At 53.0% G+C, this 22,571-nt stretch carries 20 protein-coding genes; 3 read left to right on the top strand and 17 right to left on the bottom strand.

The window, feature by feature from the left end:
- Positions 1–24: 24 nt before the first annotated feature.
- Positions 25–588 (bottom strand): dihydrofolate reductase family protein, encoded by a 564-nt coding sequence (locus FHS19_RS07600; protein WP_183580873.1) that lies wholly within the window; start codon positions 586–588, stop codon positions 25–27.
- A 115-nt stretch (positions 589–703) separates the two neighbouring features.
- Between FHS19_RS07600 and FHS19_RS07595 the strand changes: the two genes are divergently transcribed.
- Complete coding sequence (locus tag FHS19_RS07595; protein WP_183580870.1) at positions 704–1,126, top strand: TetR-like C-terminal domain-containing protein; 423 nt, start codon at positions 704–706, stop codon at positions 1,124–1,126.
- Between the two features lie 104 nt (positions 1,127–1,230).
- On the opposite strand, the gene FHS19_RS07590 is transcribed toward FHS19_RS07595, so the two are convergent.
- The gene (locus FHS19_RS07590) at positions 1,231–2,088 is read right to left on the bottom strand and encodes a LysR family transcriptional regulator (protein WP_183580867.1); all 858 of its coding nucleotides are present in this window, start codon (positions 2,086–2,088) and stop codon (positions 1,231–1,233) included.
- Between the two features lie 67 nt (positions 2,089–2,155).
- Between FHS19_RS07590 and FHS19_RS07585 the strand changes: the two genes are divergently transcribed.
- Both FHS19_RS07585 and FHS19_RS07580 read left to right on the top strand, forming a co-directional pair.
- Positions 2,156–3,118 carry an NAD(P)-dependent oxidoreductase gene (locus FHS19_RS07585; RefSeq protein WP_183581496.1) on the top strand — a complete coding sequence of 321 codons (963 nt, stop codon included), beginning with the start codon at positions 2,156–2,158 and terminating at the stop codon, positions 3,116–3,118.
- 299 nt (positions 3,119–3,417) lie between these two features.
- Positions 3,418–4,752, top strand: a complete 1,335-nt coding sequence (locus FHS19_RS07580; protein WP_183580865.1) for an MFS transporter — start codon at positions 3,418–3,420, stop codon at positions 4,750–4,752.
- Positions 4,753–4,857: 105 nt separating this feature from the next.
- Here the strand turns inward: FHS19_RS07580 and FHS19_RS07575 are convergent, their stop codons facing one another.
- The 15 genes from FHS19_RS07575 to FHS19_RS07505 all read right to left on the bottom strand — a co-directional run bounded on the left by FHS19_RS07575 (position 4,858) and on the right by FHS19_RS07505 (position 22,536).
- Entirely contained in the window at positions 4,858–7,173 is a 2,316-nt protein-coding gene (locus FHS19_RS07575) for a beta-L-arabinofuranosidase domain-containing protein (protein WP_183580862.1), read from the bottom strand.
- Between the two features lie 73 nt (positions 7,174–7,246).
- Positions 7,247–8,494, bottom strand: coding sequence for an NAD(P)/FAD-dependent oxidoreductase (locus FHS19_RS07570; RefSeq protein ID WP_183580859.1), 1,248 nt, complete (start codon positions 8,492–8,494; stop codon positions 7,247–7,249).
- On the bottom strand, positions 8,491–8,823 hold the full coding sequence (locus FHS19_RS07565; protein ID WP_183580856.1) for a (2Fe-2S)-binding protein: 333 nt from the start codon (positions 8,821–8,823) through the stop codon (positions 8,491–8,493). Before FHS19_RS07565 ends, FHS19_RS07570 begins: the two co-directional genes overlap by 4 nt.
- Positions 8,823–9,095, bottom strand: a complete 273-nt coding sequence (locus tag FHS19_RS07560; RefSeq protein WP_183580853.1) for a (2Fe-2S)-binding protein — start codon at positions 9,093–9,095, stop codon at positions 8,823–8,825. Before FHS19_RS07560 ends, FHS19_RS07565 begins: the two co-directional genes overlap by 1 nt.
- Positions 9,096–9,105: 10 nt before the next feature.
- On the bottom strand, positions 9,106–10,545 hold the full coding sequence (locus tag FHS19_RS07555; protein WP_183580850.1) for an aldehyde dehydrogenase family protein: 1,440 nt from the start codon (positions 10,543–10,545) through the stop codon (positions 9,106–9,108).
- A 28-nt stretch (positions 10,546–10,573) separates the two neighbouring features.
- A complete protein-coding gene (locus FHS19_RS07550) occupies positions 10,574–11,473 on the bottom strand; it encodes a dihydrodipicolinate synthase family protein (RefSeq protein ID WP_183580846.1) in 900 nt (299 codons plus the stop codon).
- Between the two features lie 42 nt (positions 11,474–11,515).
- Complete coding sequence (locus FHS19_RS07545) at positions 11,516–12,520, bottom strand: proline racemase family protein (RefSeq protein WP_183580843.1); 1,005 nt, start codon at positions 12,518–12,520, stop codon at positions 11,516–11,518.
- 26 nt (positions 12,521–12,546) lie between these two features.
- The gene (locus tag FHS19_RS07540) at positions 12,547–13,548 is read right to left on the bottom strand and encodes a proline racemase family protein (RefSeq protein ID WP_183580840.1); all 1,002 of its coding nucleotides are present in this window, start codon (positions 13,546–13,548) and stop codon (positions 12,547–12,549) included.
- Positions 13,545–14,741: an NAD(P)/FAD-dependent oxidoreductase gene (locus FHS19_RS07535; RefSeq protein WP_183580837.1), complete on the bottom strand. Its 1,197-nt coding sequence runs from the start codon at positions 14,739–14,741 to the stop codon at positions 13,545–13,547. Before FHS19_RS07535 ends, FHS19_RS07540 begins: the two co-directional genes overlap by 4 nt.
- A 22-nt stretch (positions 14,742–14,763) precedes the next feature.
- Positions 14,764–15,834, bottom strand: a complete 1,071-nt coding sequence (locus tag FHS19_RS07530) for a M24 family metallopeptidase (RefSeq protein ID WP_183580834.1) — start codon at positions 15,832–15,834, stop codon at positions 14,764–14,766.
- Between the two features lie 96 nt (positions 15,835–15,930).
- On the bottom strand, positions 15,931–16,761 hold the full coding sequence (locus tag FHS19_RS07525; protein WP_105442956.1) for a carbohydrate ABC transporter permease: 831 nt from the start codon (positions 16,759–16,761) through the stop codon (positions 15,931–15,933).
- Positions 16,762–16,766: 5 nt separating this feature from the next.
- On the bottom strand, positions 16,767–17,657 hold the full coding sequence (locus tag FHS19_RS07520; RefSeq protein ID WP_183580831.1) for a carbohydrate ABC transporter permease: 891 nt from the start codon (positions 17,655–17,657) through the stop codon (positions 16,767–16,769).
- A gap of 40 nt (positions 17,658–17,697) precedes the next feature.
- A complete protein-coding gene (locus FHS19_RS07515; RefSeq protein WP_183580828.1) occupies positions 17,698–19,077 on the bottom strand; it encodes an ABC transporter substrate-binding protein in 1,380 nt (459 codons plus the stop codon).
- Positions 19,078–19,189: 112 nt separating this feature from the next.
- The gene (locus FHS19_RS07510) at positions 19,190–20,998 is read right to left on the bottom strand and encodes a cache domain-containing sensor histidine kinase (protein ID WP_183580824.1); all 1,809 of its coding nucleotides are present in this window, start codon (positions 20,996–20,998) and stop codon (positions 19,190–19,192) included.
- A gap of 14 nt (positions 20,999–21,012) precedes the next feature.
- Complete coding sequence (locus FHS19_RS07505) at positions 21,013–22,536, bottom strand: response regulator transcription factor (RefSeq protein WP_183580821.1); 1,524 nt, start codon at positions 22,534–22,536, stop codon at positions 21,013–21,015.
- Between the last annotated feature and the right edge of the window lie 35 nt (positions 22,537–22,571).

Genomic DNA, 22,571 nt, shown 5'->3' with positions numbered 1-22,571 from the left:
CTTGTATTTTAACCGAAGCCCGTTTTATGTACCGATTTTGTACATCAGTCCAACGACACCGTTGGAATAGATTTTGGTTTGAGTCAACTTCAGCGATTGCTGCTGTCCGGCCAGCGCGAATAAATGCTCGCCATGGGATGCGACGACCGGATGAACCAGCAGCCACAAATTGTCGTAAAGCCCGTGTTCAATAAAGGTTTGCCACGTCTTCACGCCGCTCTCCACCGAAATTCGCTGCACGGCTTTTTTACGGGCTTGGAGTTCATCAGCAAGAGAGTGCTCGTCCTTCACCAGCAATAATTCCGAGTTTCTCCAGGTTAATTCTACATCGGAGTGCGTGACCACCAGCTTAGGGATGTCATTCATCTTTTTGGCAATGGCCTGCTCCAAGGCATCGGATGAGTTTTCTGCCTGCTGCCAGTATTCGGCTAATGAGGCGTACGAGTTTCTGCCGACGATGATCGTATCGACTGTCTGATAATAGTCCAAATAATCTTTGAGAATTTCCTCGCTCAGGGTCATCCATAGATGCTCGTCCGACACAATGCCATCCAGTGAGACTTGCATGGTTAGAATGATTTCACCCATTTCAAGAACAACCTCCTTTAAAAGCGTTGTAATGAAATACATTATATCCGTGATCCCCGAAGCACGTTTCTCACCGATTGCTCATTCTCCCATTCGGCCAATTGATGGGCTGCGGATGTTGGTTAGCAGACTCGTTGTTCTACCGGCGGATCAGTGTATCGACAGCTACTTGAAGCAATTGTACGAGACCTGCAATCCTGGAAAAGACACAACCTTGTTTGCTTCCGATGGGCCGCTGCTTGAAACGTTTGAATATTTGGAACGGCATGCGCACATCTACGAAACGTTGTTGACAAGAAGAGGAACCCACGCGTTCAGAGGCCTAATGATGGCGTTCATCATTAGGGGTATCGAGGAACAGGTCCAAATTTACGGCCTTCCGCAAGGAGTGAATCGGGAGATCACGGTACAATTCGTGGCGGCAGCAATCACAGGTCTGGTAGAGTGGTGGATCGTACATTCGATGCCGTATCCGCCAGAAGAGATGGTTAAGCAATTGGTGATGCTGCTGGAAAAGCATCTGCCGGCGGTTTCCTGATGCAAACCAGACACGCATCCAAACAGCAAAAAAAACCGCCTGACTGGCGGCTCTTCGTGTGTACCTCCTATTAAGCTCGCTGTCTGATTTCTTCCACTTCATCATTACACAGCCATGGAATCGAGTATCAATTTGGAGAATGCAACGAACGCCTTGCTGGAATAACGATCTTTTCGGCGGATAAGACAGGTCTGCGTATACCTGTACTGTTCCGGAATCGGGAATGCCCCAAATGCTGAATAGTCCGCTGCTAAGACGGAAGCCGGCAGCAGCGTGGAAGCAAGTCCGGAGCGTACGCACCCGATCAGCGTCTCCAGCGAGCTGAATTCGATGATGTTATCAAAAGAAACCCCCTCGCTCCGCAGCCAGGCTTCCAATGCCCGCCTGAATGGACAGCCTGCCGGTGATACGGCCCATCTCGTCTGTGACAAATCCGGGAATCCGTTCATATTTGGCGGGGTTACCAACGTTAATTCTTCGCGCTGGATATGTTCAGAAACCAGATGCGGAGAGGCAAATTCGCCGATAACGAACGCCCCATCCAATTGATGTTCCAGCACTTTCGTCAGAAGATCCGGTGACGTCCCGGACCAAATGGACAGCGAAACATCGGGATACCGACGTTGAAATTCGGCTAGTGTATCCATGAAATCCAGACAAGTTACGCTGTCCACCACGCCGATCGTAAGCGGTCCGCTAGGAAATTCCGTTTCTTTAACGACTTGCACCGCTTCTTCCGACAAATTCAGAATGCTCTTCGCATATTCACTGAAGGTCACTCCTTTATCGGTCAACGTTACACCTTTAGGATGTCTGTAAAATAAGGGAAGACCTAGCTCTTCTTCCAACTTGCGAATTCTTGCCGTCACATTCGATTGTACATAGCCCAATCGTTCGGCAGCCCGGGAAATGTTCCGTTCTTCTGCGATGGCCAGAAACACCTTCAGATCCGATAGCTCCATTTACGACGAAACCTCATTTCAATATCAATAATAATGATGCTTGCATGATTTTCAATCATTATACGCCATGTCGATCCTGCCTTACAATGATATTGCCGAGGGACGTTACCAAACGCGAAACTACGGCAGAATACACGGGGAGGAATCAAAAAACATGAGTGATATAACGGTTATTGGGGCGGGTCCTATGGGTTCAGCGTTAGCCCTGACCTTACTGCGTAGCGGCAAGAAGGTGACGGTCTGGAACCGGACACGCGAGAAGGCAAGGGCACTGGTTGAAGAAGGAGCGGTTTTTGAACCCAAAGCCGCACTTGCTGTGAATGCCAGCCCAATCGTTATCGTATGCGTGGCATCCTATGAGATTTCGCGGAGAATTTTGGGATCAGAGGATGTCGCCGCTAGAATGGACGGTAAGTTATTGGTGGAGCTCAGCACAGGGACTCCTCAAGACGCAAGGAACAGCGAGGCGTGGGCTCATGAGCAGGGTGCCGATTATCTGGATGGTGCCATTATGGCAACACCCCATCAGATAGGACTGCCTGATACACCTTTATTTCTGTCAGGTTCGGAAAGCACATACCAGCGGAGTGAGCCGGTTCTTAGAATTTTAGCCGGAAATCTGATATATCTGGGCGAATCGGTTGGATCCGCCTCTGCATGGGATTTGGCCGCCCTTTCCACGATGTTCGGCTCGATGTTCGGCTTCTTTCACGGCGCCCGCATTCTTGAATCCGAAGGCCACCGGATCGATGCGTTTGGTTCTATGATTGCCGACATCTCCCCTGTTTTCGGGCAAATGATCAAGCATGAAGGAGAAGTGATTCAGTCGGAGACTTATGATCAGCCCCAAAGCTCGGTCAAAACCTGCATGTCAACGGCAGAGTTATGGGTGAAGCAGGCACGCGAAGCAAGGATCAATCCGGATTTCCCCAATTTCGCCAAGGGAATATACGAAAAGGCGATACAAGCCGGATACGAAAACGAAGAGCTTGCTGCGGTCATAAAAGTTCTTCGGACGGGCAATGAATGAGTCGAACTGATAAGTCATATTGTCTATAGAAATCCAGCGTGTTAGAATGTAAACACTAAAAATCGGAAATAAAAGGGGAATCGACAAGATATGCTCCTCACTGGCCGTTCTGAAGTGCAGGCATAATTGCATACGAAAGCAGGAAATCGCCATCTTTGACGTTCTGCCAATCAGCAGAGCTTTGATTCGCTGCGCCTTTTTCCTGCTTCCCACTTCAGAACATCAGAACAACAAAGCAGCACTTCGGCCGAAGGCAGCCGCCCTTTAGCGCGTCCTCAGTATCGAAGTTACATGCTTCCGTGGATCTGCAGTTCCATGGGAGTTTTTTTTGCTGCCATAAAAGGAGAATAACTATGTACCCTTCTAAAGCGATACCGTACGTTTTTTTTGGTTTGCAGGGTTTTTCCATGTTGGGAAGCCGCATGACCTCCATCGCGATCGGATTAAAGTTATTTCATGAAACGGGTCAATCGACTCCCCTGCTGCTGCTGGCACTTTTCAATGAGCTTCCTCTCTTGTTCTTGGGCGGCTGGATCGGCATTGCCGCTGACCGCTGGAAGCGCAAAACGGCCATTATCGCCGGAGATACGGGCCAGGCGGTCTGTACGCTGCTGCTAGTGATATGTCTGATTAACATACCTTCCACGCTGTGGCCGGTCTACGGCATTGCCGCCGTGCAAGGATTGTTTGTGGCGCTGCAGAGTTCGGCGACCTCCGCCATAATTCCGCTTATGGTAAGGGATGAGGAATTGGATCGGATGAATGCCCTAAAAGAGCTGCTCTTTCCGCTTGCAGGGGTGATCGCCCCTTCATTGACAGGTGTACTCTACGAACCATACGGTATTAGCATCATATTGACCGTAGATCTGCTTACCTTCCTGGTTGGAACCGGCGTTGTCACTTTACTCCCTATGCCTGAGATGAAGCATGAAGAGAGACAGTTGGAAAAACCACGCATGTGGAACGATTCCGTCCAGGGTTTCAGGTTCTTGTGGACAAACAAACCCCTGCTCCATCTGCTTTTGTATTTTGGATGGTGGAATTTTGTTTTGAACGGGCCGCTTGAGCTGGCCATCCCTTTTTTCTTGCAGCGTACGGGGAGCGGCAACCTCACCTTTCTGCTCGGAGCAATGAATGCCGGTGCCTTGGCCGGTGCGGCTGCTGCCGTATGGTGGGGACATTTTCCGCATAAAATCAGGTTCATCTTCGCCGGCTCAATCCTTACTGCCTTGATGTTTGTTATGCTCGGAACGAGCAGGCATGTCATCATGCTGGGAGCCGCGGTGTTTCTGCTTATGCTGCCACTGGCGATGACAGGGGCTTTGTTTTACTCCATTTTGCAGCGAAAAACGCCCCTTTCCCTTCAAGGACGAGTATTTGCCGCATATGGCCAGTTATGTGCTGTCACGGCACCTCTATCATTCCTCATTACCGGGCCGCTGGCTGATCAATGGCTTGAAACTCTCTTCCCGGAGGCGAAGCTGCCCCCTTGGCTTAGATGCTTTATCGGTTCAGGCGATGCGACTTGGATTGGGGTGATCTTTGTCGTAAGTGGCATTCTGCTCCTCCTCGGAGCAATGTGGACGCTATCCTCACGCCAGGTTCGTCGCTTAGATTCAGACATTGACCTATAGGATGGAAAATGTAACGCCGCCGGTATACTACCGACGGCGTTAAGGCTTTAATCTGATTGGATTAGGCAGAGAATAATTCCCGTATAGGACTTCCCGCACGTTGGTTTATCGCTGATCAATCGTTGTACCTTCGGTCAAGAAGTAAACGTGATAGCTCTCCTCTTCTACGTCGGCAAGAGGAAGAAACGTCAAATCATTCTTTTTATAGCGGAATTGGAGACCCTGCGGTCCGCCTTCCTTTACGAATTGGCTGTCCAAATCTCCTTCCTGAAGCGGAAGCCGCAGGTACTCTTTCGAGTCTGACAACGCAGCCAAAATATACGGCCCGTAAGCAAGCGATACGCAATCTTTGCGGTCAGGAGCCGATTCCAGGCGAATTCGGCAGTCGAGCTTCAAACGAATTACATCGCCGTCCTTCCAATCCCGGTCCATGGACCAATAACCGTCTGGCCCCGGCATAGAATCGACCTGCCGGCCGTTGATCTCCACGTTGCCGCCTTCCGGGCTCCAGTAAGGTCGGCGGATTTTCAGAATAAACTGTCCATTTCCCTGTAACCGCAGTGTAACCTCCCCTGGTTCATCCTTCTGCGCAGAAAGTGCTATGGTGATCCCCTTCTCCGCCCAATGCAAATTGGAGGACACAAAGAGATTGACGAACAGCGACTGATCATCGTAAAAATAGATCGCTTCCGGGTACTTAAAATGGTTTTCCAAGCCGGTGCCATGGCAGCAGGTGTTGCTGGATGAATCATATGACTTTCTGCCTCCCGGACCGAGCGGCATGAAGTACGTGCTTCCTCCCGTTGGTTTGCTGTCGCCCGAAGCCAGGATATGATTAAACATCGTCCGTTCGTAATAATCCATGTATGGAGTTGTTGGATCATAACCGAACAATGCCTTCGTCAGCTTTAACATATTATAGGAGGCGCAGGTTTCGGCGGTTTTGTCGCTGAGGTATTCCGCAATCCTGCCCGCCTGCCGAAACATTTCGCCTTCTCCCGTTCCTCCGATCGAATAGATGTGTGCGTTCGTCACAGCCTGCCAAAAGAAACGGGCGATCTCATAATATTTTTTCTCGCCGGTAGCCCGGAAGATGTTCAGAGCACCGATGACCTGCGGAATATGCTGATTGGCGTGAAGCCCGCCGAGAGCATCGATGTGCTCCTGCATCGGAACGAACAGCCGGTCATTGTCAAACCATTTTGCCGCCGCCAGATGGCTGGGTTTTCGCGTCAATTGGTACAGCTCCGCAAGCGAATCGTTCATGCCGCCGAACTCGCCGGCGATATACATGCTCCACATCGTTTTCAACACGTGGTTGGGCAGCCTGCCTAATCGGTGGTATACCCAGTCGCCGAGGCGGTCGGCGATCCTGAGTGCGGTGTCACTGCCGAGAACGCGATGCACGTCAAGCAATCCGGCGAGGATTTTATGCAGCGTATAATAAGGCGCCCAGATTTCCGGATATCTCGTAAATGATTCCAAGCGGTCAAATTGCTCCTCGGAGTAACCGCTCAGGAATCCCTCATGATAACCGGGTTTTGTGAAAAAAGCCTGCTGGCATTCCTCTAACGAGGCGATCATATAATCCGCCTTTTTCTTGATGTCTTCATCCCCTGTTGCCGCATAGCCAAGTGCCAGGGCGGACAGGTAGTGCCCCGTCGTATGTCCTCTGAGCAAACAATCCGGCGAATCCCAGCCGAGCATTTCCGGGGCCCCCTTCGTATCCAACCCGGAAGCAGCCCGGAAATTATACAGCATCTGATCGTCATTGACGGATTTCAGAAATGCCAAGCTTCGGTTTTGGGCGGCCTGAAAGGCTGTTTCGGCGCCTAGCCGGACTGCGATTGGAGAAAAACTTTTTACAGCGGGAAGCGGATCCATCTTTTCCTGCTCAACTTTGGCTTGAACTAAAATTTCCGCACTGACCGGAATTTCCGTATCTCTGAGAACACCCCGAACGGCTGCGGATCCGGTTTCTTGAAATATGCGTTCTTCCCCGCCTTCCCAATCCACGGCATGGGTAATGACCTCCTGTTCATCGGTTTCAACCACCGCCACGGAAGGCAAATATACCTTCTTACCGAGTTCAGCCCTCAGGGATACGGGATAAATCCGGGAGACCTTGATGTTGTTTTCTTCTTCCAAAATGGTCACGTTGTACACTTGTTCCTTTACGCATTCGCCATAGCGGAACGTCGCAATAAGCGGAACGGTTCTCGTGCCGAGACCGTATTTGGGACGTGCTACTTTGCCGTCATCCTTGATGAACCGGCTGTCTCCCGACTGCCAGGAGATCTGCGATCCGTACTTCCCCTCCTTGGGCAGGCTGATATCGAATTCGACTGTGCCGAGATTACCCAGATACAGAGCTTCCATGTCTTTTAAGACGATCATTTCGTCATCGGGAATGGATTGCATTTGTCACCCTCCTTCACCATTGCAATACTTGAGTCCAAGGGAGCGCATTAACCCATTTTCCTTTCGTTCCCCCTCATCCCTGTTCCTTGATCCCGTGCTTCTCCCTCTGAAAACCGCCCCACTTCCGATAAAATTGCTCCCTGGCCTCCTGTATGCCCGGGCGGAATTGAATGAGCGCGGTGGCACGCACGCGGCGGACATGCTGCATGGCTTCCAGCACTTCGCGCTCATGATGTTGACCGAGCAGGCCTGCGTCAGCGCAAATCGTGGCGGCCGCAAGGCGCCCTTGAGCCATGGCTACCAGCGCGCTCTCGATTCCCGTAATATTTCCGGCTACGTACAGACCTTCGACCGGAGTCCGCATTTGTTCATCGTGAACCGGTACGTGGCCCCCCAGCTCTTCCGCATACACAAACGGGCAGCCGGCCACCGACGCCAATTCCGCCAAAGGGTATAACCCTCCGGCGATCGCCACAAAATCGACAAGCTCCTCCCGGTGGCTTCCCGGAATGACGGCGCCTTCACCGTTGACATCCGCAAGTGTGACCGACTGCACTTGGCTGCGCCCGTTAATGGATACGGCGACGGTTCGCAAACGTAAGGGGATATCCCATATCTTGATTCCACTCCTTGGAATGAATCTCGATACGAGTCCCGCCATACCCAGCGCGTTTACGGCCTTTCCTCCGATCCGCATAAGCGGTGAAGGCGCCAAATGGGCCAATCCCATCAGTTGCTGCAGGCTCTCTTTCGGTGAAGCTTCTTTGCCGGTTATCGGCCCAATCCCAGGCAAAACGATGCCTGCGATTGAAACGCCGCTCACGGACAACTCTTGGGAGATCGCCATGGCGAGTACATTTACGCCTATGATCAAGCCGCGGCGTCCCGGTTTGACGTAATGGACATTAGCCATCACCTGCGCGGCGCCGATAGACATCACTCCAGGCAGCGTCCACCCCGGCAGGGGATGAGGAATTTCGGCGCTGCCGGTGGCGAGCAGAACGTTTCTGGCCTGCATGGAGCCTTCTGAGGTCTTTAGGACCCAAACGTCGTCGCTTCGCAGTATACTGTGGACGGATGCTCCGCATCGGATTTTCACTCCTAAAGCGGAGCACCTGTCGAGAAGCTGCTCGGCCACCTGTCTTCCGACCCACCAGTGCCCCTTCTCCTCGTGAAACTGCCCTATCATACGCCCACCTGGTTCGGGGAATTCGTCCACCACGGCCACGCGGAGATCGTGACCGGCAGCTTCCACTGCCGCCGACAATCCTGCCGGACCGGCACCGACGATCAACAAATCATATGGATTCACCTGCGTCATGGAAGCCTCCTCCCCGTAATCTCATTGGGAAGCCGCTCCCCTTCCGAGATGTACATCCCCGCTTCCAAAGGAGTCAGGCAGGCTCTCACCAAACCTTTGCCCTGCACGTTCAGCCGGCACTCCATACAGTGGCCGATGGAGCAGTACAGACCGCGGGGACTGCCGGACTCCTCATGCCGACGCAGCGTTCGTATGCCTGCAGCGAGCAGCGCGGCCGCAATCGGCTCGCCTTTCAGCCCGGCCACTTTCTCACCGTTAAACGTAAAATCCACGGGTTCCCGCGCTGATTTCCTCGGTCCCAAGATCGGATGATTTTCAATTCTGTCCATTACACTTCTCCCTTTGCCAGCTGCCCGAACGTGACGGGACGGATCGGCGGACGGTAAGACAGCTGCTCCGCATCCCGGGGAGACTGCGGGTTCTTCATATGGACCCAGGCGTCGAGCATCTGTCTGCATACCCGGCCCTGGCAGGCTCCCATCGTCGCTCTCGTTTTCATCTTGATCTGTCTGGCTGTACAGCAGCCCGATTGGTATGCTTCCTCCAATTGTTCCAAGGTCACCTCTTCACAACGGCAAACGATCAGGTTTGATGTATTCATAGCCGGCCTCCTACCAATACCGGATGGCGCAGGTTTTCAGCTCGGAATAAAAATCGAGTGCCGCTTGCCCCTGTTCGCGCGAATGCGAGCTTGACAGCTTCAAGCCGCCGAACGGGGATTGATACTCTACACCCGCCGTTTCCTGGTTGACGCGGACCATCCCTGCCTGAGCCTCATCCAGAAAACGATGCGCGTAAGACAGATCCCGGGTGAACAACGAGGCACTGAGTCCGTATAGGGATTGGTTACATAATCCGATTGCCTCCTCGAAATCGGCAGCCTTCAAGATCGCGGTAACCGGTCCGAAAATTTCTTCCTGAATCAACGGATGGTTCGGATCTACGCCCGCTGCTGCGATCGGCGGAATATAATATCCCTCTTCGTTCGCCTCAGCAGAGCGGCCTTCGGCTATGATTTCAGCCTGCTCCCGTGCAAGCTTCACATAGGACATCACTGTTTCATACTGGCTTGCGGAAGCGACAGGTCCAAGATAGGCCGACGGATCCAGCGACGGAGCCAGCTTGATTCTGTCGATCGCCTTCTTCATCGCTTCAATAAAAGCGTCATAAATTCCGGATTCGACGATGATTCGGCTGGTTGCCGTGCATTTCTGGCCGGCCGAACGATACGCGCCACTCACGATCATCGGAACCGTCTTCTCCAAATCGGCGTTACTCAGGATCACAGCAGCATTTTTTCCGCCCATTTCGGTTTGATATTTCATGTTTCGTTTCGCACAAATTTGGGCGATGCGGGTTCCAGTCGCCGTTGAGCCGGTAAAGCTTACGGCGTCAAGGGAAATCTGCTCCAGAAGAGCGTCGCCGATCTTGCTGCCTTTGCCGACTACCAGGTTCAGGACACCAGGCGGGAGACCGGCTGTCTCAAAAACTTCGCACAGCAGGGTGGCGGTCAACGAAGCGTTCTCCGCCGGCTTCCAAATCACCGTATTGCCGCAGATCAGCGCAGGTGCGATTTTCCATAATGGGATCGCAACGGGGAAATTCCATGGCGTTATGATGCCTACCACGCCCAAAGGAACCTTCTTCGTAAGCTGGAGCACGTTCGGCTCGCTTGCGGGGATGACCACTCCGTTCGAGCGGACGCCTTCCGCCGCATAATACCGGAGCAGGTTGACTCCCCGGAGGACTTCGCCTTGCATTTCGGTAATCGGTTTTCCCATTTCCATGCTGGCGAGGCGGGCGACATCCGCGGAGGTCGACTCGAGCGCAGCCGCCATACGATACAAATGCTCACCCCGGGCGGCACCGGTCAAACGGGACCAGGAAGCATACGCGCCTCGCGCTGCCTGCTCCGCCTGTGTGATATGCGATGCATCCGACAGATGAAGCACGCCGATCTCCTCGTGAATGTTGGACGGGTTCTTCACGGCCAGCTCATCCGACGCGGGGGTGATCCACTCTCCGCCAATCCAATTTCGGCTGTGTACCATACGCTAACCCTCCTTTAGCAATCTCTTCTTATGAACTCGTCGCTTCACCGGCAGCATGACGGTTGACGGCGTACTCAAATGCTCTTTGAATCGCTTCGTATTCAGCTTCCGGAAGCGGAAGACGCGGAGGTCTCGTTGGACCGGCCGGGAATCCGGCGAGCTCCATCATGTACTTGATCGACTGCACTAACTGGGGACTCGCATCATAATGGAACAACGGGAGCAGGCGGCGGTATAGCGCAGTCGCTTCCTGAACCTTACCCTGTCTGGCCAGGTTAAAGAGCTCCACGCCTTCCTTCGGCAATGCGTTCGGCACCCCGGAAATCCAGCCCACGGCCCCCATTAGCGGACCTTCCATAGCTAAATCGTCGACGCCGATCAGCACATCCAAATCGGTATACTCCAGGATGTCATGCACCCTGCGGATATCGCCCGAAAACTCCTTCACCGCCACGAGATGCTCCATCCTCGAAAGCCTGGCGAGCAGCTGCGGCGTCAAATCGACCTTATAATCATGGGGATTATTGTAGGCGATCATCGGCAGGCCGACCTCATTCAACGCTTCATAATGAGCAATGACCTCATGCTCCAGCGGACGGTACTGGATCGGCGGCAGGGCCATGACGCCTGAAGCGCCCGAATCCTTGGCATGCCGGACCCACTCGGCGGCCTGCTTCGTGGATGGCGCGGCCGAACCGACGACAACGGGTACGCGCCCCGCAGCGGCTTCGATGACGGTATGAACGACCTTGGCCCGTTCCTCATTCGTCAACGTGGCGTATTCGCCCAACGATCCTGTTGGGACCAAGCCGTTGACGCCCTGCGAGATGAGCCAGTCGCACAGCTCAGCGAGACGCTTATAGTCCACCTCAAATGTGGCTGTAAACGGTGTGACAATCGCAACATAAACCCCTTCAAATTTTGGCATATCAAGTTGTCTCCCCTCTTATTCATGACATGGATTCTAGACCTAATAAAGAATGAAGCCGTCAGATAGCGGATCCGCCGGATCCAATACGAAATTCATGAAACCCAATATATAGGCGGTTCCCGTGAGCTGAGGAATGACGGTTCTATTGCCGGACAGCAAGCTAACCCCAGCGATACTTCCGATGGCCCGAGCCCCGCTGATTCCCCGATACACGGCCTGCTGCCCGGGTTCGAGCAACCCGCGGGAGTTAAGGACCGCCAAATGAGCGCATACTCCAGCACCGCCCGGCGACCGGTCAAGCTGCTCCCCGGCAAAGATGCAAGCGCTTTGGAAGGACAGTTGATCCGGCTCGCGCTCATCCCGCTGATAAAAGAACACGCCGTGAATACCGGATACCCAATCCAGCTGTGGATGCTGAAGTTCAAGCCGGCTTTCGGCTTCGCTGCGGATCCTACCTGCCCATTCCCGAAGCTGATGGGGCTCCAAGGAAGTCGCTCCGAACTCGCCCATATCCACCACGGCATAAAATTCCCCGCTAAAGGCGACGTCTACGGTGATCTCCCTTCCTTGGAGCGTCACAGGAAACCGCTCCGTGTGCTCATAACTGGGTACATTCCGGAAGGACACTGACCGAACCTCTTCTCCCTCCATATCAGCGGTCACCCGGACGGTTCCCGCGGGGCAATCGATCAGGATGCCCTTGGCCGCATCGGACGGGGAGATTTGCCCCGTCACGGTCCAAGCCGTGACCGAGGCGACGATTCCATGTCCGCTGACGGATGCAAGACCTTGCTGGTTCAGAAACAGCAAACCGAAACGCGCCTCCGGCGTCACCGGCGCTGTGACAATGGCACCGGTCATTGCATAATGGCCGCGCGGTTCCGACATCAGCAGCTTCCTTGCGTCATCATTATGCTGCTGGAAAAACAAAGCCTTGTCGCGCATCGTAGAGCCTGGCAATTCCGGCAGGCCGCCCGTGATGATCCGCAGCGGCTGTCCGCAGGAATGCACATCGATCGCCGCATACCATTTTTTCGTTTCCATATTGCTGGCTCCCGTCATTATGATGTTTAAAGCAGGAAGAAACCCGAATTCAGTTCATCCCGTTCCTGAAGAACGAATTGGTGGAATCCCATTACCCAAGCCGAGCCCGAAATCTGCGGAATCACAGCCGGCAGATGGCCGACTATCGTATCTTCCAGAACGCGGGCGCGGAACATCGAACCTACGATGCTCTCATGGACAAATTCCTCTCCGATTTCCAATTCACCCTTTGCACGCAGTACGGCTACTTTGGCGGATGTGCCCGTTCCGCAGGGGGAGCGGTCAATCCCTCCGGGAGGGACGACGACCGTATTCCGGCAGTGGGCCAATTTCGATACCGGATCACTGTAGAACTCGATATGGGTCAGTCCGCGAATGACGGGAATTTCGGGATGGACGATTTCAAACCTGTCATTCACCGCGTCCCGGATCCTAACGGCAGTGCGAACGATTTCTGAAGCCCGCTGAGGAACCAGCGGCAAATGCAGCGATCGGGCATCGACGAGCCCGTAAAAATTGCCGCCGTAAGCAAGATCCAAGGAGACCTCGCCAAGCACACCGACCTGCACCCGGATATCCTGCTTGTAAAGAAAAGACGGGATGTTCGTAAAGGTGACCTGTCTGACCCTACCTTTCTCGATCTCCAGCCTGGCTTCCACAAGACCAGCCGGCGTGTCGAGCCGGATGATGTCTTTGCTCGCCGGATAGAATCCCCCCTCGATAAGGGCCGTGCACAACCCGATCGTATCGTGACCGCACATCGGCAAATACCCGCCGGTTTCGATAAATACGACCCCGATATCGGCCTTCTCATCACAGGGAGGAGTCAAGATGCAGCCGGACATGACCTCGTGCCCGCGTGGTTCGAACATCAGCGCTTGGCGGAAATCGTCATGATGCTCGGACATGTAGACCATCTTCTCGGACATCGTCTTTCCAAAGAGCTCCGGAGCCCCGGATGTAACGGTTCGGGTCGGGTTGCCGCCGGTGTGCGTGTCGATCGTGGTGACCATCTTGGACCATCTCATCGAAACACCTCCTGGGGGTGCGATTTGCTCCGGAAACGGTCATAACGAAGACGGTCCACCGGAATGCAGGTCTCCGCCCCGCTCAGCATTTCGCTGATCACTTTCCCGGTAACGGCGGCCAGGCTGATCCCGTCCCCTTCATGCCCTGCTGCCACATAGAACCCGGGAACCTCGTCGATTTGAGAAACGATCGGCAGATGATCCGCCGTCCACGGCCTCAAGCCTGCATAGGTTCTCAGGAGAGGAATCTGTTCCAGCACGGGAAAAAAACGAATGGCTCTTTCCGCAATCAAGCTGATGACCTGCTGATCGACGCGGCTGTCCATTCCGACAAATTGGCGGCTGGAGCCGATCAGGAAGTTTTGCGAAGCGGTAGGTTCAAAGACGAGCGCAATGCCATATCGGTCGAATTTGGGATCCACTGTGCGGGTGCCGCCGAATTTGCTCATCAAATATCCGAACTCCATCACCTTTCGTTTCCCGATATTTGCCCACCGGGAAGCGACTAGAATATGTCCCTTACGGGGCTCGATCGGAATATCAATGCCTACCATCCGCCCGATATGCTTCGCCCATACCCCGCCCGCATTAATGACGGTATTCGTGCGGATCATACCCTCCGAGGTCTCGACGGCGCGTACTTTCCTCTCCTCGTCAAGCTGAATGCCGGTGACCGGCGTATGGGTTCGAAGCCTTGCCCCATAGCGCCGGGCCGTTGAGGCCAGGGAGTAGGTCAGCAGCACCGGATTGACCGTTGAATCCGTAGCGCATTCCAATCCGCCCGGCAGATCTTCGGCCATGTAAGGCCATTCGTCCCTAAGATCCTTCTGATCAAGCATGCGGAAAGGAAGGCCGGCTTCGCGCTGGCGTGCAACCCAGGATTCGGCTGCGGCCATCTCTTCGTCCGTCTCGCAGACCAGAATGCTCCCGGGAGCCCGGTATTCGAACTCCTCATCGAGCTCCTGTACCCAACACTTGACCAGTTCCTGCGACTTCAGCGACATCTGGCTGTCGAAGCCCGGATCCTTGTCGATGGCGAGAATATTGCCGTCGCATTTGGAAGAAGTACCGCCGGCAATTTCCCCTCGCTCCACAACGAGAACGTCCATGCCGGCTTTCGCGGTATAGTAGGCGATGGACATGCCGATGATCCCTCCCCCGATGATGACAACTTGTGCGGTTTCATCACGCATGGATGCAATCACTTCTTTCGTTTTATAGGACGATCAGCTCTTTGTTTGATTTCGTCAGCACTTCGATCCCGGTGTCCGTCACGAGAATGTCATCTTCAATGCGGACGCCTCCAAAGTCGGGCAAATAGATGCCGGGTTCCACGGTTAGAACCATGCCGGGCTCCAGCCGATCCTCCGTCTGTTGGGAAAAGCGCATCGGCTCATGGATCTCCAGGCCGAACGCATGACCGAGACCGTGACCGAAAAACTCGCCGTATCCATAGCCTGCGATGCAGTCCCTGGCCAGGGAATCCCCTTCCTTCCCCGTTATCCCCGGTTTTAATCCTTCCAAGGTCTTCCGATTGGCTTCAAGAACGATCCGGTAAATCTCCTGATGACGCTCCGTCGGTTCGCCGATAATAACCGTACGCGTTAGATCCGAGCAGTACCCCTCGTAGTTCGCCCCGAAATCGAGAGTTACGAATTCGTCCCTTCCCAGCAGCTTCGAGCTGGCCAGACCATGCGGCAGCGCCGAGCGTACACCGGAAGCCACGATCGCCGGGTACGCTGACGAGACGGCACCGTTTTTGCGCATGAAGTATTCAAGCTCTGTTGCGATATCTCTTTCGGATACGCCTGGCTTCATGAAGTCCAGAATATGCTCAAAGGCCATGTCCGTAATTTCGATCGCCTTCCGAATGTAATCCTGCTCCCGCTCATCCTTGATACCGCGCAGCTTTTCGACGATATTTTGCGTCGGGATGAGTTCAAAGCCCTGAAAGGTTTCAACATAGGTTTGATATGACTCGTAAGTGAGATGATTTTGCTCAAAACCGAGCTTCCGCACCCCTGCAGCGCTCAGCTTCTCCCGGATCATTTCGAGCGGTTGGCCCGTATGCTGTTCTACCTGATATGCTTTGGCCTGTTCCGTTGCTTGGCGGGTATAGCGAAAATCGGTAATCAGCCAGGCCTGATTCTTCGTAATGGCAACAAAGCCTGCTGTACCCGTAAATCCGGTAACATATCTGCGGTTATACGGGCTAGAAATCAAGACTCCGTCGATCCCTTGACGCTCAAGCTCTTCCCGTACCTTGTTGAGACGCTGTGCTTCCATGGTAGGTTCACGCTCCTTATTCATCCTCGCAGCCGTAAAGGATGCATTGGTTTGTTCATAAATCAATTAGCTGCACAGATCTGCAAATTTGCTTGCTTATCCCTTCATGCCGGTCAGCGTAATCCCTTCAATAAAATACCGCTGTCCGATGAAAAACACGATAATGACCGGCAGGATGACCACGGTGGAGGCTGCCATCAGCAAATGCCACTGCGCGCTGTGAAGCGACTGGAACATTTGCAGCCCAAGCGCCAGCGTAAACTTGCTTTCCTCGTTCAAGTACACGAGCGGTCCCATGAAATCGTTCCACGAGTTCATGAACGAGAATAAGCCGATGACGATCAGAGGCGGTTTGGATAAAGGAATGATGATCCGCCAGAAAATCGTCCATGGGCCGGCACCGTCCACATAAGCCGCTTCATCAAGATCTCTCGGGATGCCGGCATAAAACTGCCGCAGCAAAAAGATGTCGAATGCGGAACCGAACCAAACCGGCAATATCAATGGCACGTAGGTGTTGATCAGGTCGGCAAGCCTCCACCCGATAAACGTAGGGATCAGCGTTACCGCACCGGGAAGCATCATGCTGGCGAGCAGCAATCCAAAGAAAAACTTCTTGCCCGGCCAATCAAGCCTTGCGTAGCTGTATGCCCCGAGCGAACTGCTGATGAGCGCTCCGATCAAACAGCTGGCGGTGATCGTCAGGGTGTTTCGGAAGAACCGGAGAAAGTCGATCGTCGTCAGCGCCTCCGTATAGTTTTGAAACCGGAACGGCGAGGGAATCCATTTGGGCGGCATCTCAAAAATTTGCATGGACGACATCATGGAGCTGCGTACCAGCCAGAACAATGGCAGCAAACAGAAAACACTCCCCAGGATGAGTATGGCGTATACAATAATTTGCGAGACCCGGCGGCTTTTCCTCATGGGCGCTACACCTCACTTTCATAAAACACCCAGGTTTTAGAGGTCCGGAAAAAGATCGCCGTGACGATCAGGATGATGATAAAGAGAATCCAGGCGATGGCAGAAGCCTGCCCCATCTCGCCGAACTGAAAGGCTTGACGGTAAATGTAATAGTTATAGAATAAGCTGGCGTTATTCGGTCCTCCCTGCGTCATAATCAAAGCTTCCGTGAACACCTGGAAAGCTCCGATGGATCCCATGATCAGGTTGAAGAAAATGATCGGCGTCATCATTGGAATGGTGATATGACGGAATTTCCGAACCGCACCTGCACCATCGACGATCGCGGCTTCGTACAAGGATCTGGGTACACCCTGGAGGCCCGCCAGAAAAATAATGATCGTGCTCCCCATTCCCCACAAGCTCATGATGACGATGGAAGGAACCACCGTATTTTCGGAGTACAGCCAATTTAGGGTTGGAAGATTCAGCGCTTCCAGGAAGCTGTTGAACAGCCCGAGATCCGGGCTGAACAGCCAGATCCAGATCATCGAAGACGCGACGGCCGGCACGATCGCCGGCAAATAGAAGATCGTGCGGAACACCGATTTGCCGCGGATAAATTCCATATTCAGCAGGAAAGCGGCGATAAATGAGACGATCAGTCCGAGCGGAACGCGGAGAATGACGTATTTAAAGGTCACCCACAGCGAATTATAAAAATAGGGATCGGTTCCGTCGAAGAGCCGCTTATAATTCGTAAACCCGATGAATTTAGGCGTATTCACGATCCGGTAATCCGTAAAGCTGAGCAATAAGCTGGTAAGCATGGGCAGAATGACAAACAGCATAATCCCAAAGATGCTGGGTAGGGCAAAGAGAATGCCCGCCACGGCGATACGGCGTTTGTGCAGCATCCTGAATCCCTCCTTTCTGGATCGGTTCGTTCGGACGGGGTTATTTGCCGTAATAGCCTTCAATCAGCGGTTGTACTTTGGGTTCGATCTCTTTCAGCGCTTCCTCCGCCGACTTTTTGCCGGTCCAGACCAAGTCGAGGGCAGGAGTCACCAGCGCATTGATTTTATCCAGGTTCTTCACTTCAAAGCCCGGGGTCCGGATGCCATTTTCAATCGTCTGTTTCATGTAAGCATCTGTGTACCCCTCCGGGTGAGCCTTGTTCCCCGACGCCCATTTATTGATGAGATCCGGGTTCGTATACCACTCTTTCTTGAGCGGCATCCATAAACCGCCTTCAATCAGCGGCAGAACCGATTCAGGATCCGCCATGTACTTATACAGCATCCAAGCCTCTTTCGGATGCTTGGTGGATTTGAAGATGACCGTCGGTGCGCCGTCCAGCAGTGTGTTGCTTTTCATCAATTTAGGCAGGACACCGACACCAAGATTGAAATCCTGTTCCGCAAAAGCCTGGAGTGCCCAGTTGCCGGATACGGTCATGGCGACCTTCTTCGTCTGGAGCGCCATGTCGGGCAGACTCTTGGTCTGCAGCGGCGTTGGCGATACGTGATGCACATACATTAAGTCCGCCAGCTTTTGAATCGCGTCGATCGCCTCCGGCTTCGCCAGCCCGAATCCGTTTCCGTCTTCCGTCAGGAAATTGCCGCCGTTCGATACCACCGCTGCCATCATGTTGTACGGATCGTATTGGAGGCCGAACTGCTTGATCTTATTCGGATTAAAATTAGGATCAAGCGCATTTCGTCCCTGATCGTCCAGGGTCAGCTTCTTTGCGTACTCAATGAACGTGTCCCAGTCCCAGGCCTTATCTGCCTGCGTGGGAGGAAGCTCGACACCCGCTTCAAGGAGCATATCCTTGTTGTACATGAGCCCGTATCCTTCGACAGCCGTACTCATGCCGATCGTGTTGCCCGGAGCAATTTCATACCAAACTTGATCCAGGTAATCTTCCTTCTTGAATTCCTTGTCTTCCTCAATTAGCGGTGCGAGGTTCAGCAGCTTTCCGTCTTTCCCCCAGCTTAGTGCCGCGCCGGACGATAAATAACCGAGGTCAGGTGCAACATTACCTGCGACCATCGTTGTCAGCTTGGTCAAATAGTCGGCCGGAATGTGCATGGGCTCCACTTGAATGCCGGTCTTTTGCTCAAAACTTTTAAGCGCATCCGTGACCGTTTTCTTTTCGATCGTGTCTCCCCAGAAGGCAAACTTTAGGGTGACTTTTTCTTCCCCTTTCCCCCCTTCCTTGCTGTCTCCTTCACTTTGGGCTGATCCTCCGCTGCCCGAGCAGCCCGAGAGGGAAACGGTTACCGCCAGTAAAGCGGGTAAAGCGATCCCAGCGAGAAATTTGGAAAATTTCATTCTTTTACCCTCCAATCACACTGAATTGATGTTTGTAAATTCATTGTAAAAAAGCGGAGGTTCAAAAAAAATTCGAACATTTTTGGAATGGTGGACAATTTTTATGTGTTGTTCATACCGGCAATTTGATCATGACGGTCGTTCCCCTGCGTTCTTCCGAGGTAATAGTCACTCCATAAGAATCACCGTAGATCAGTTTGATTCGCTGATCCACGTTGCGAATGCCGATGGAGCGACTCTCCTCCCGTGTCAAACCTGCCAATTTGTGATGTGGGATGCCGATCCCGTTATCTTCCACCACGAAGATCCGCTCATCCCCCTTAAGCCGCCCCCGGATCACTATCTTTCCACCGCTGTGCAGGCGGGCGAAGCCATGAACGATGGCATTCTCGACAAACGGCTGCAGGAACAGCTTCGGGACTTTGAATAAATACAGTTCAGGCGAGATGTCATAGGTCACCGTGAATTTACCCTCAAACCGCTGCTCGGTGATCGAGAAGTAATGCTTCAACCAGTTCAGGTCTTCCTCCAGATCACCAATGTCCTGATTGCTTGCGGAAGTATACTGCAGCATGGAAGACAAGCTGACGATCATGGAACTCAATTCGTTTTGCTCGTTTTCGAGTGCCGTCCAATTCATGATGTTGAGCGTGTTATACAAAAAATGCGGATTCAGCTGAATGTTCAGGGACATAATTTGAGTTTCTTTTTCTCTCAGCTTCACTTTATAGTTTTCTTCGATCAGGTTGTTGATTTTTACATTCATTTGATTGTACTTGTGGATGAGCAGTCCCATCTCGTTATAGGACTTGACCGGGATTCGGGTATCGAATTCCCCTTCCCCCGTTTTTTTGATCGCTTGAAGCAGCTGTTGAATGGGCTTGGTGATGGAATTGGCCAGGAAAAAAGCCAAGAGAAGCGAAACCAGCAGGAGGATCAGCGTCAAGTAGAACGTGTATGACTTTACCTCCGGCAAAAAGGCGCTGCCGAGCACCTCCGGTGAGATCGTGACTCCGGAAATCCAGCCGGTTACATCCGAAGTGTCAAAGCATACGATTAGGGGCTTACCGTTTCTTGTGATCGTGAGGGTGCCGCTTCTCATCTCCGCCATTCTTTTCAATGAGGCTTCATCAAGCGCGGGATCTTCCTCCTGCGAATCGGCTACTCTCTGACCGTCCCGGCTCATGACAAAAAAAGAAGCCCCGGTGGATGGGAGCACGCTGGCGAAGCGGGAACGGTAATAATCGGGCTGATAGGTGATGACCAGCACGGGAAGCTCGGCTGCCCCCTGAAGCTCGATCACCTCCCCGTTATTAATCTGAAACAATTTCAGCAGGCGCACGCCGGCCAGAAGCTGAACGTACTCGGAGGGCACGGGAGAACCGGCATCCCGATGAAACATGTCGCCAAACGAAAACGTCGGGACCCAAGCCATTCCTCCGTCCGCTTGTACGGCAGCCTGATAGAGGGCTGTTTGATTAAACCCTTCATAAGGGATAAAGGGGGTAGCGCCCGTTGGGCCGATGTCTGAATAGCTGGTAATTAAATGGATCGAGTACATATGCTTCAAGTCTGGAAAATATGTATTCAGCGCCCGACTCACCTTTTTCTCCATCGTGATCATTTGGTATTCGTCTTTCGGATCGGCCGTGAGGTATTGTTCGTACAGAACCTGCTCCGCGATCAAAGCAAGGCTGCTGTCTTCGACCCTGGCGAGCTCGGCGTCCATGATTTCGTTGTTCTGCTTCACGATGGAGTACAGATTCTGTCTGGCAAAGTCGGAAATAAACCCGCTGCTCGACACAAAATATTTGTAGCTAAGTATCGTTAGGGGAATCGTGACGATGAGAGCGTAGGACAACAGCAGTTTGGTTCGATAGCTCAAATCCTGAAATCGCGGCATCATTCGGCGGCTTCTCAATGAACATCCCTTCCTTATATGCGGGTAGCGGATAAATGGCGGTATTCATCCGGGCTTGTGCCGTACTCCTTCCGAAACAGACGGATAAAATATTTCACGTCCCTGTAGCCTACGTTTTCGGCCACTTGGTATACTTTCTGGGAGGTTTGCAGCAGCTGGCTGGCCGCCGCCCTCATACGGATGTGGGTAATGTATTGGTGGATGGTCATGCGGGTGTGGTTTTTAAACAGAATACAAAAATACGAAGGGTTAAAATGAAATCTCATGGCCAGCGTGCTGAGGGACAAATCCTCCTCGCCATAGTTGGTTTCAATATAGGCTTTGCAGCTGTCAATCACGGCCTCGCTTTTACACTGTCTACGTTGGTCCATATGGTCCGCCATCTCTAGAACCCACTGGAAAACTGTCTCCCGTAATTCGTCCATGCGGCTGCAGCGCAACAATGCTCCTTCAAAAGCGGCACTCGGGATATGTGAGAGTCCCTTTTCCATTAAAATTGATGTGACATGTTGAATCGAGGCGGCGACGGAATACTTCATCCTGGAAGGATCGGGATAACCATGGGCCAATGTACGATCTAACTCGGTTTTCAGACACGCATAAATGTCATCCTTTTTGCCGGATAGAATCGCCTTGGCCAGTTTGCCTGCATCCAAATGGATGATCGCGGACGGGCTTGTCGGGTTTACTGGGTCAGATTTATACAATTTCCCTGGCCCTTCGTAGAATAAGCTTTGAAGCGCAAATCGCGCCTGCAGATTAGACGAATGCGCGCCTTGCCTCCACTCTGTAAAGTCATTGCCTAAGCCCAATGTTAGTTCCTGTCCGTGCTCTTTCTGAATATGATCCATCAGTTCCTGCAGCTTCAATTCAAGTTCGCAGGTAACGTCAAATGATCCATCGGAGCTAAGGATTACACCCGTCAACCATTGATCCGTAGTGTAAAATGCATGGGCAAGACCGGTTTCCTCCATGATGTGAGCAAGCTTTCGTTTAAGCAGGGACAGCATCAGCTTCCGGTCCGCAGCGCTTGTATGGACCATGGCACCCAGCGAGATTCCGCGTCTCCAGTCTGGAAAGGAACTCTGCAGCAAGGTGATGTCTGCTTCGGAAGGATTTCCCTCCAGCAATTCGGACAAAGCCGATTCGATGGTCGCCTTACGCCGTACGCCCGCCTTATGTTCGGCTTTCTGAAGGAGAGATGTAACCTTCTGGGCTTCCACCGGCTTGAGCAGGTAATCGTTTGCCCCGAGCTGCAGCGCTCGCTGCGCATAGGCAAAATCCGAGTAGGCGCTTAAAATCACGACGCTTTCGCTCCCCCCGCGGCGGGTCAAATGCTCCACAAATTCAAGGCCATCCATGATCGGCATCTGGATGTCGGTAAATACCAAATCGATCGGATGGGCCTCCATCCTTTCGAGTGCCTCCGCACCATCCCTGGCATTAAAGATGTGATACTCCGGCCTCAGATTTTTCAGCATCCGCGACAACCCTTGTCTGTGCTTCGGCTCGTCGTCAACGACTAAGACGTTCAGCATATCCAATCCTCCCTGCGTATGAATGGTATGAAAAA

The sequence above is a fragment of the Paenibacillus rhizosphaerae genome, from assembly GCF_014192015.1.
Classification (GTDB): domain Bacteria; phylum Bacillota; class Bacilli; order Paenibacillales; family Paenibacillaceae; genus Paenibacillus_AQ; species Paenibacillus_AQ rhizosphaerae.
The sequence above is the reverse complement of the archived record's forward strand: the minus strand, read 5'-3'. Positions and strand labels throughout refer to the sequence as shown.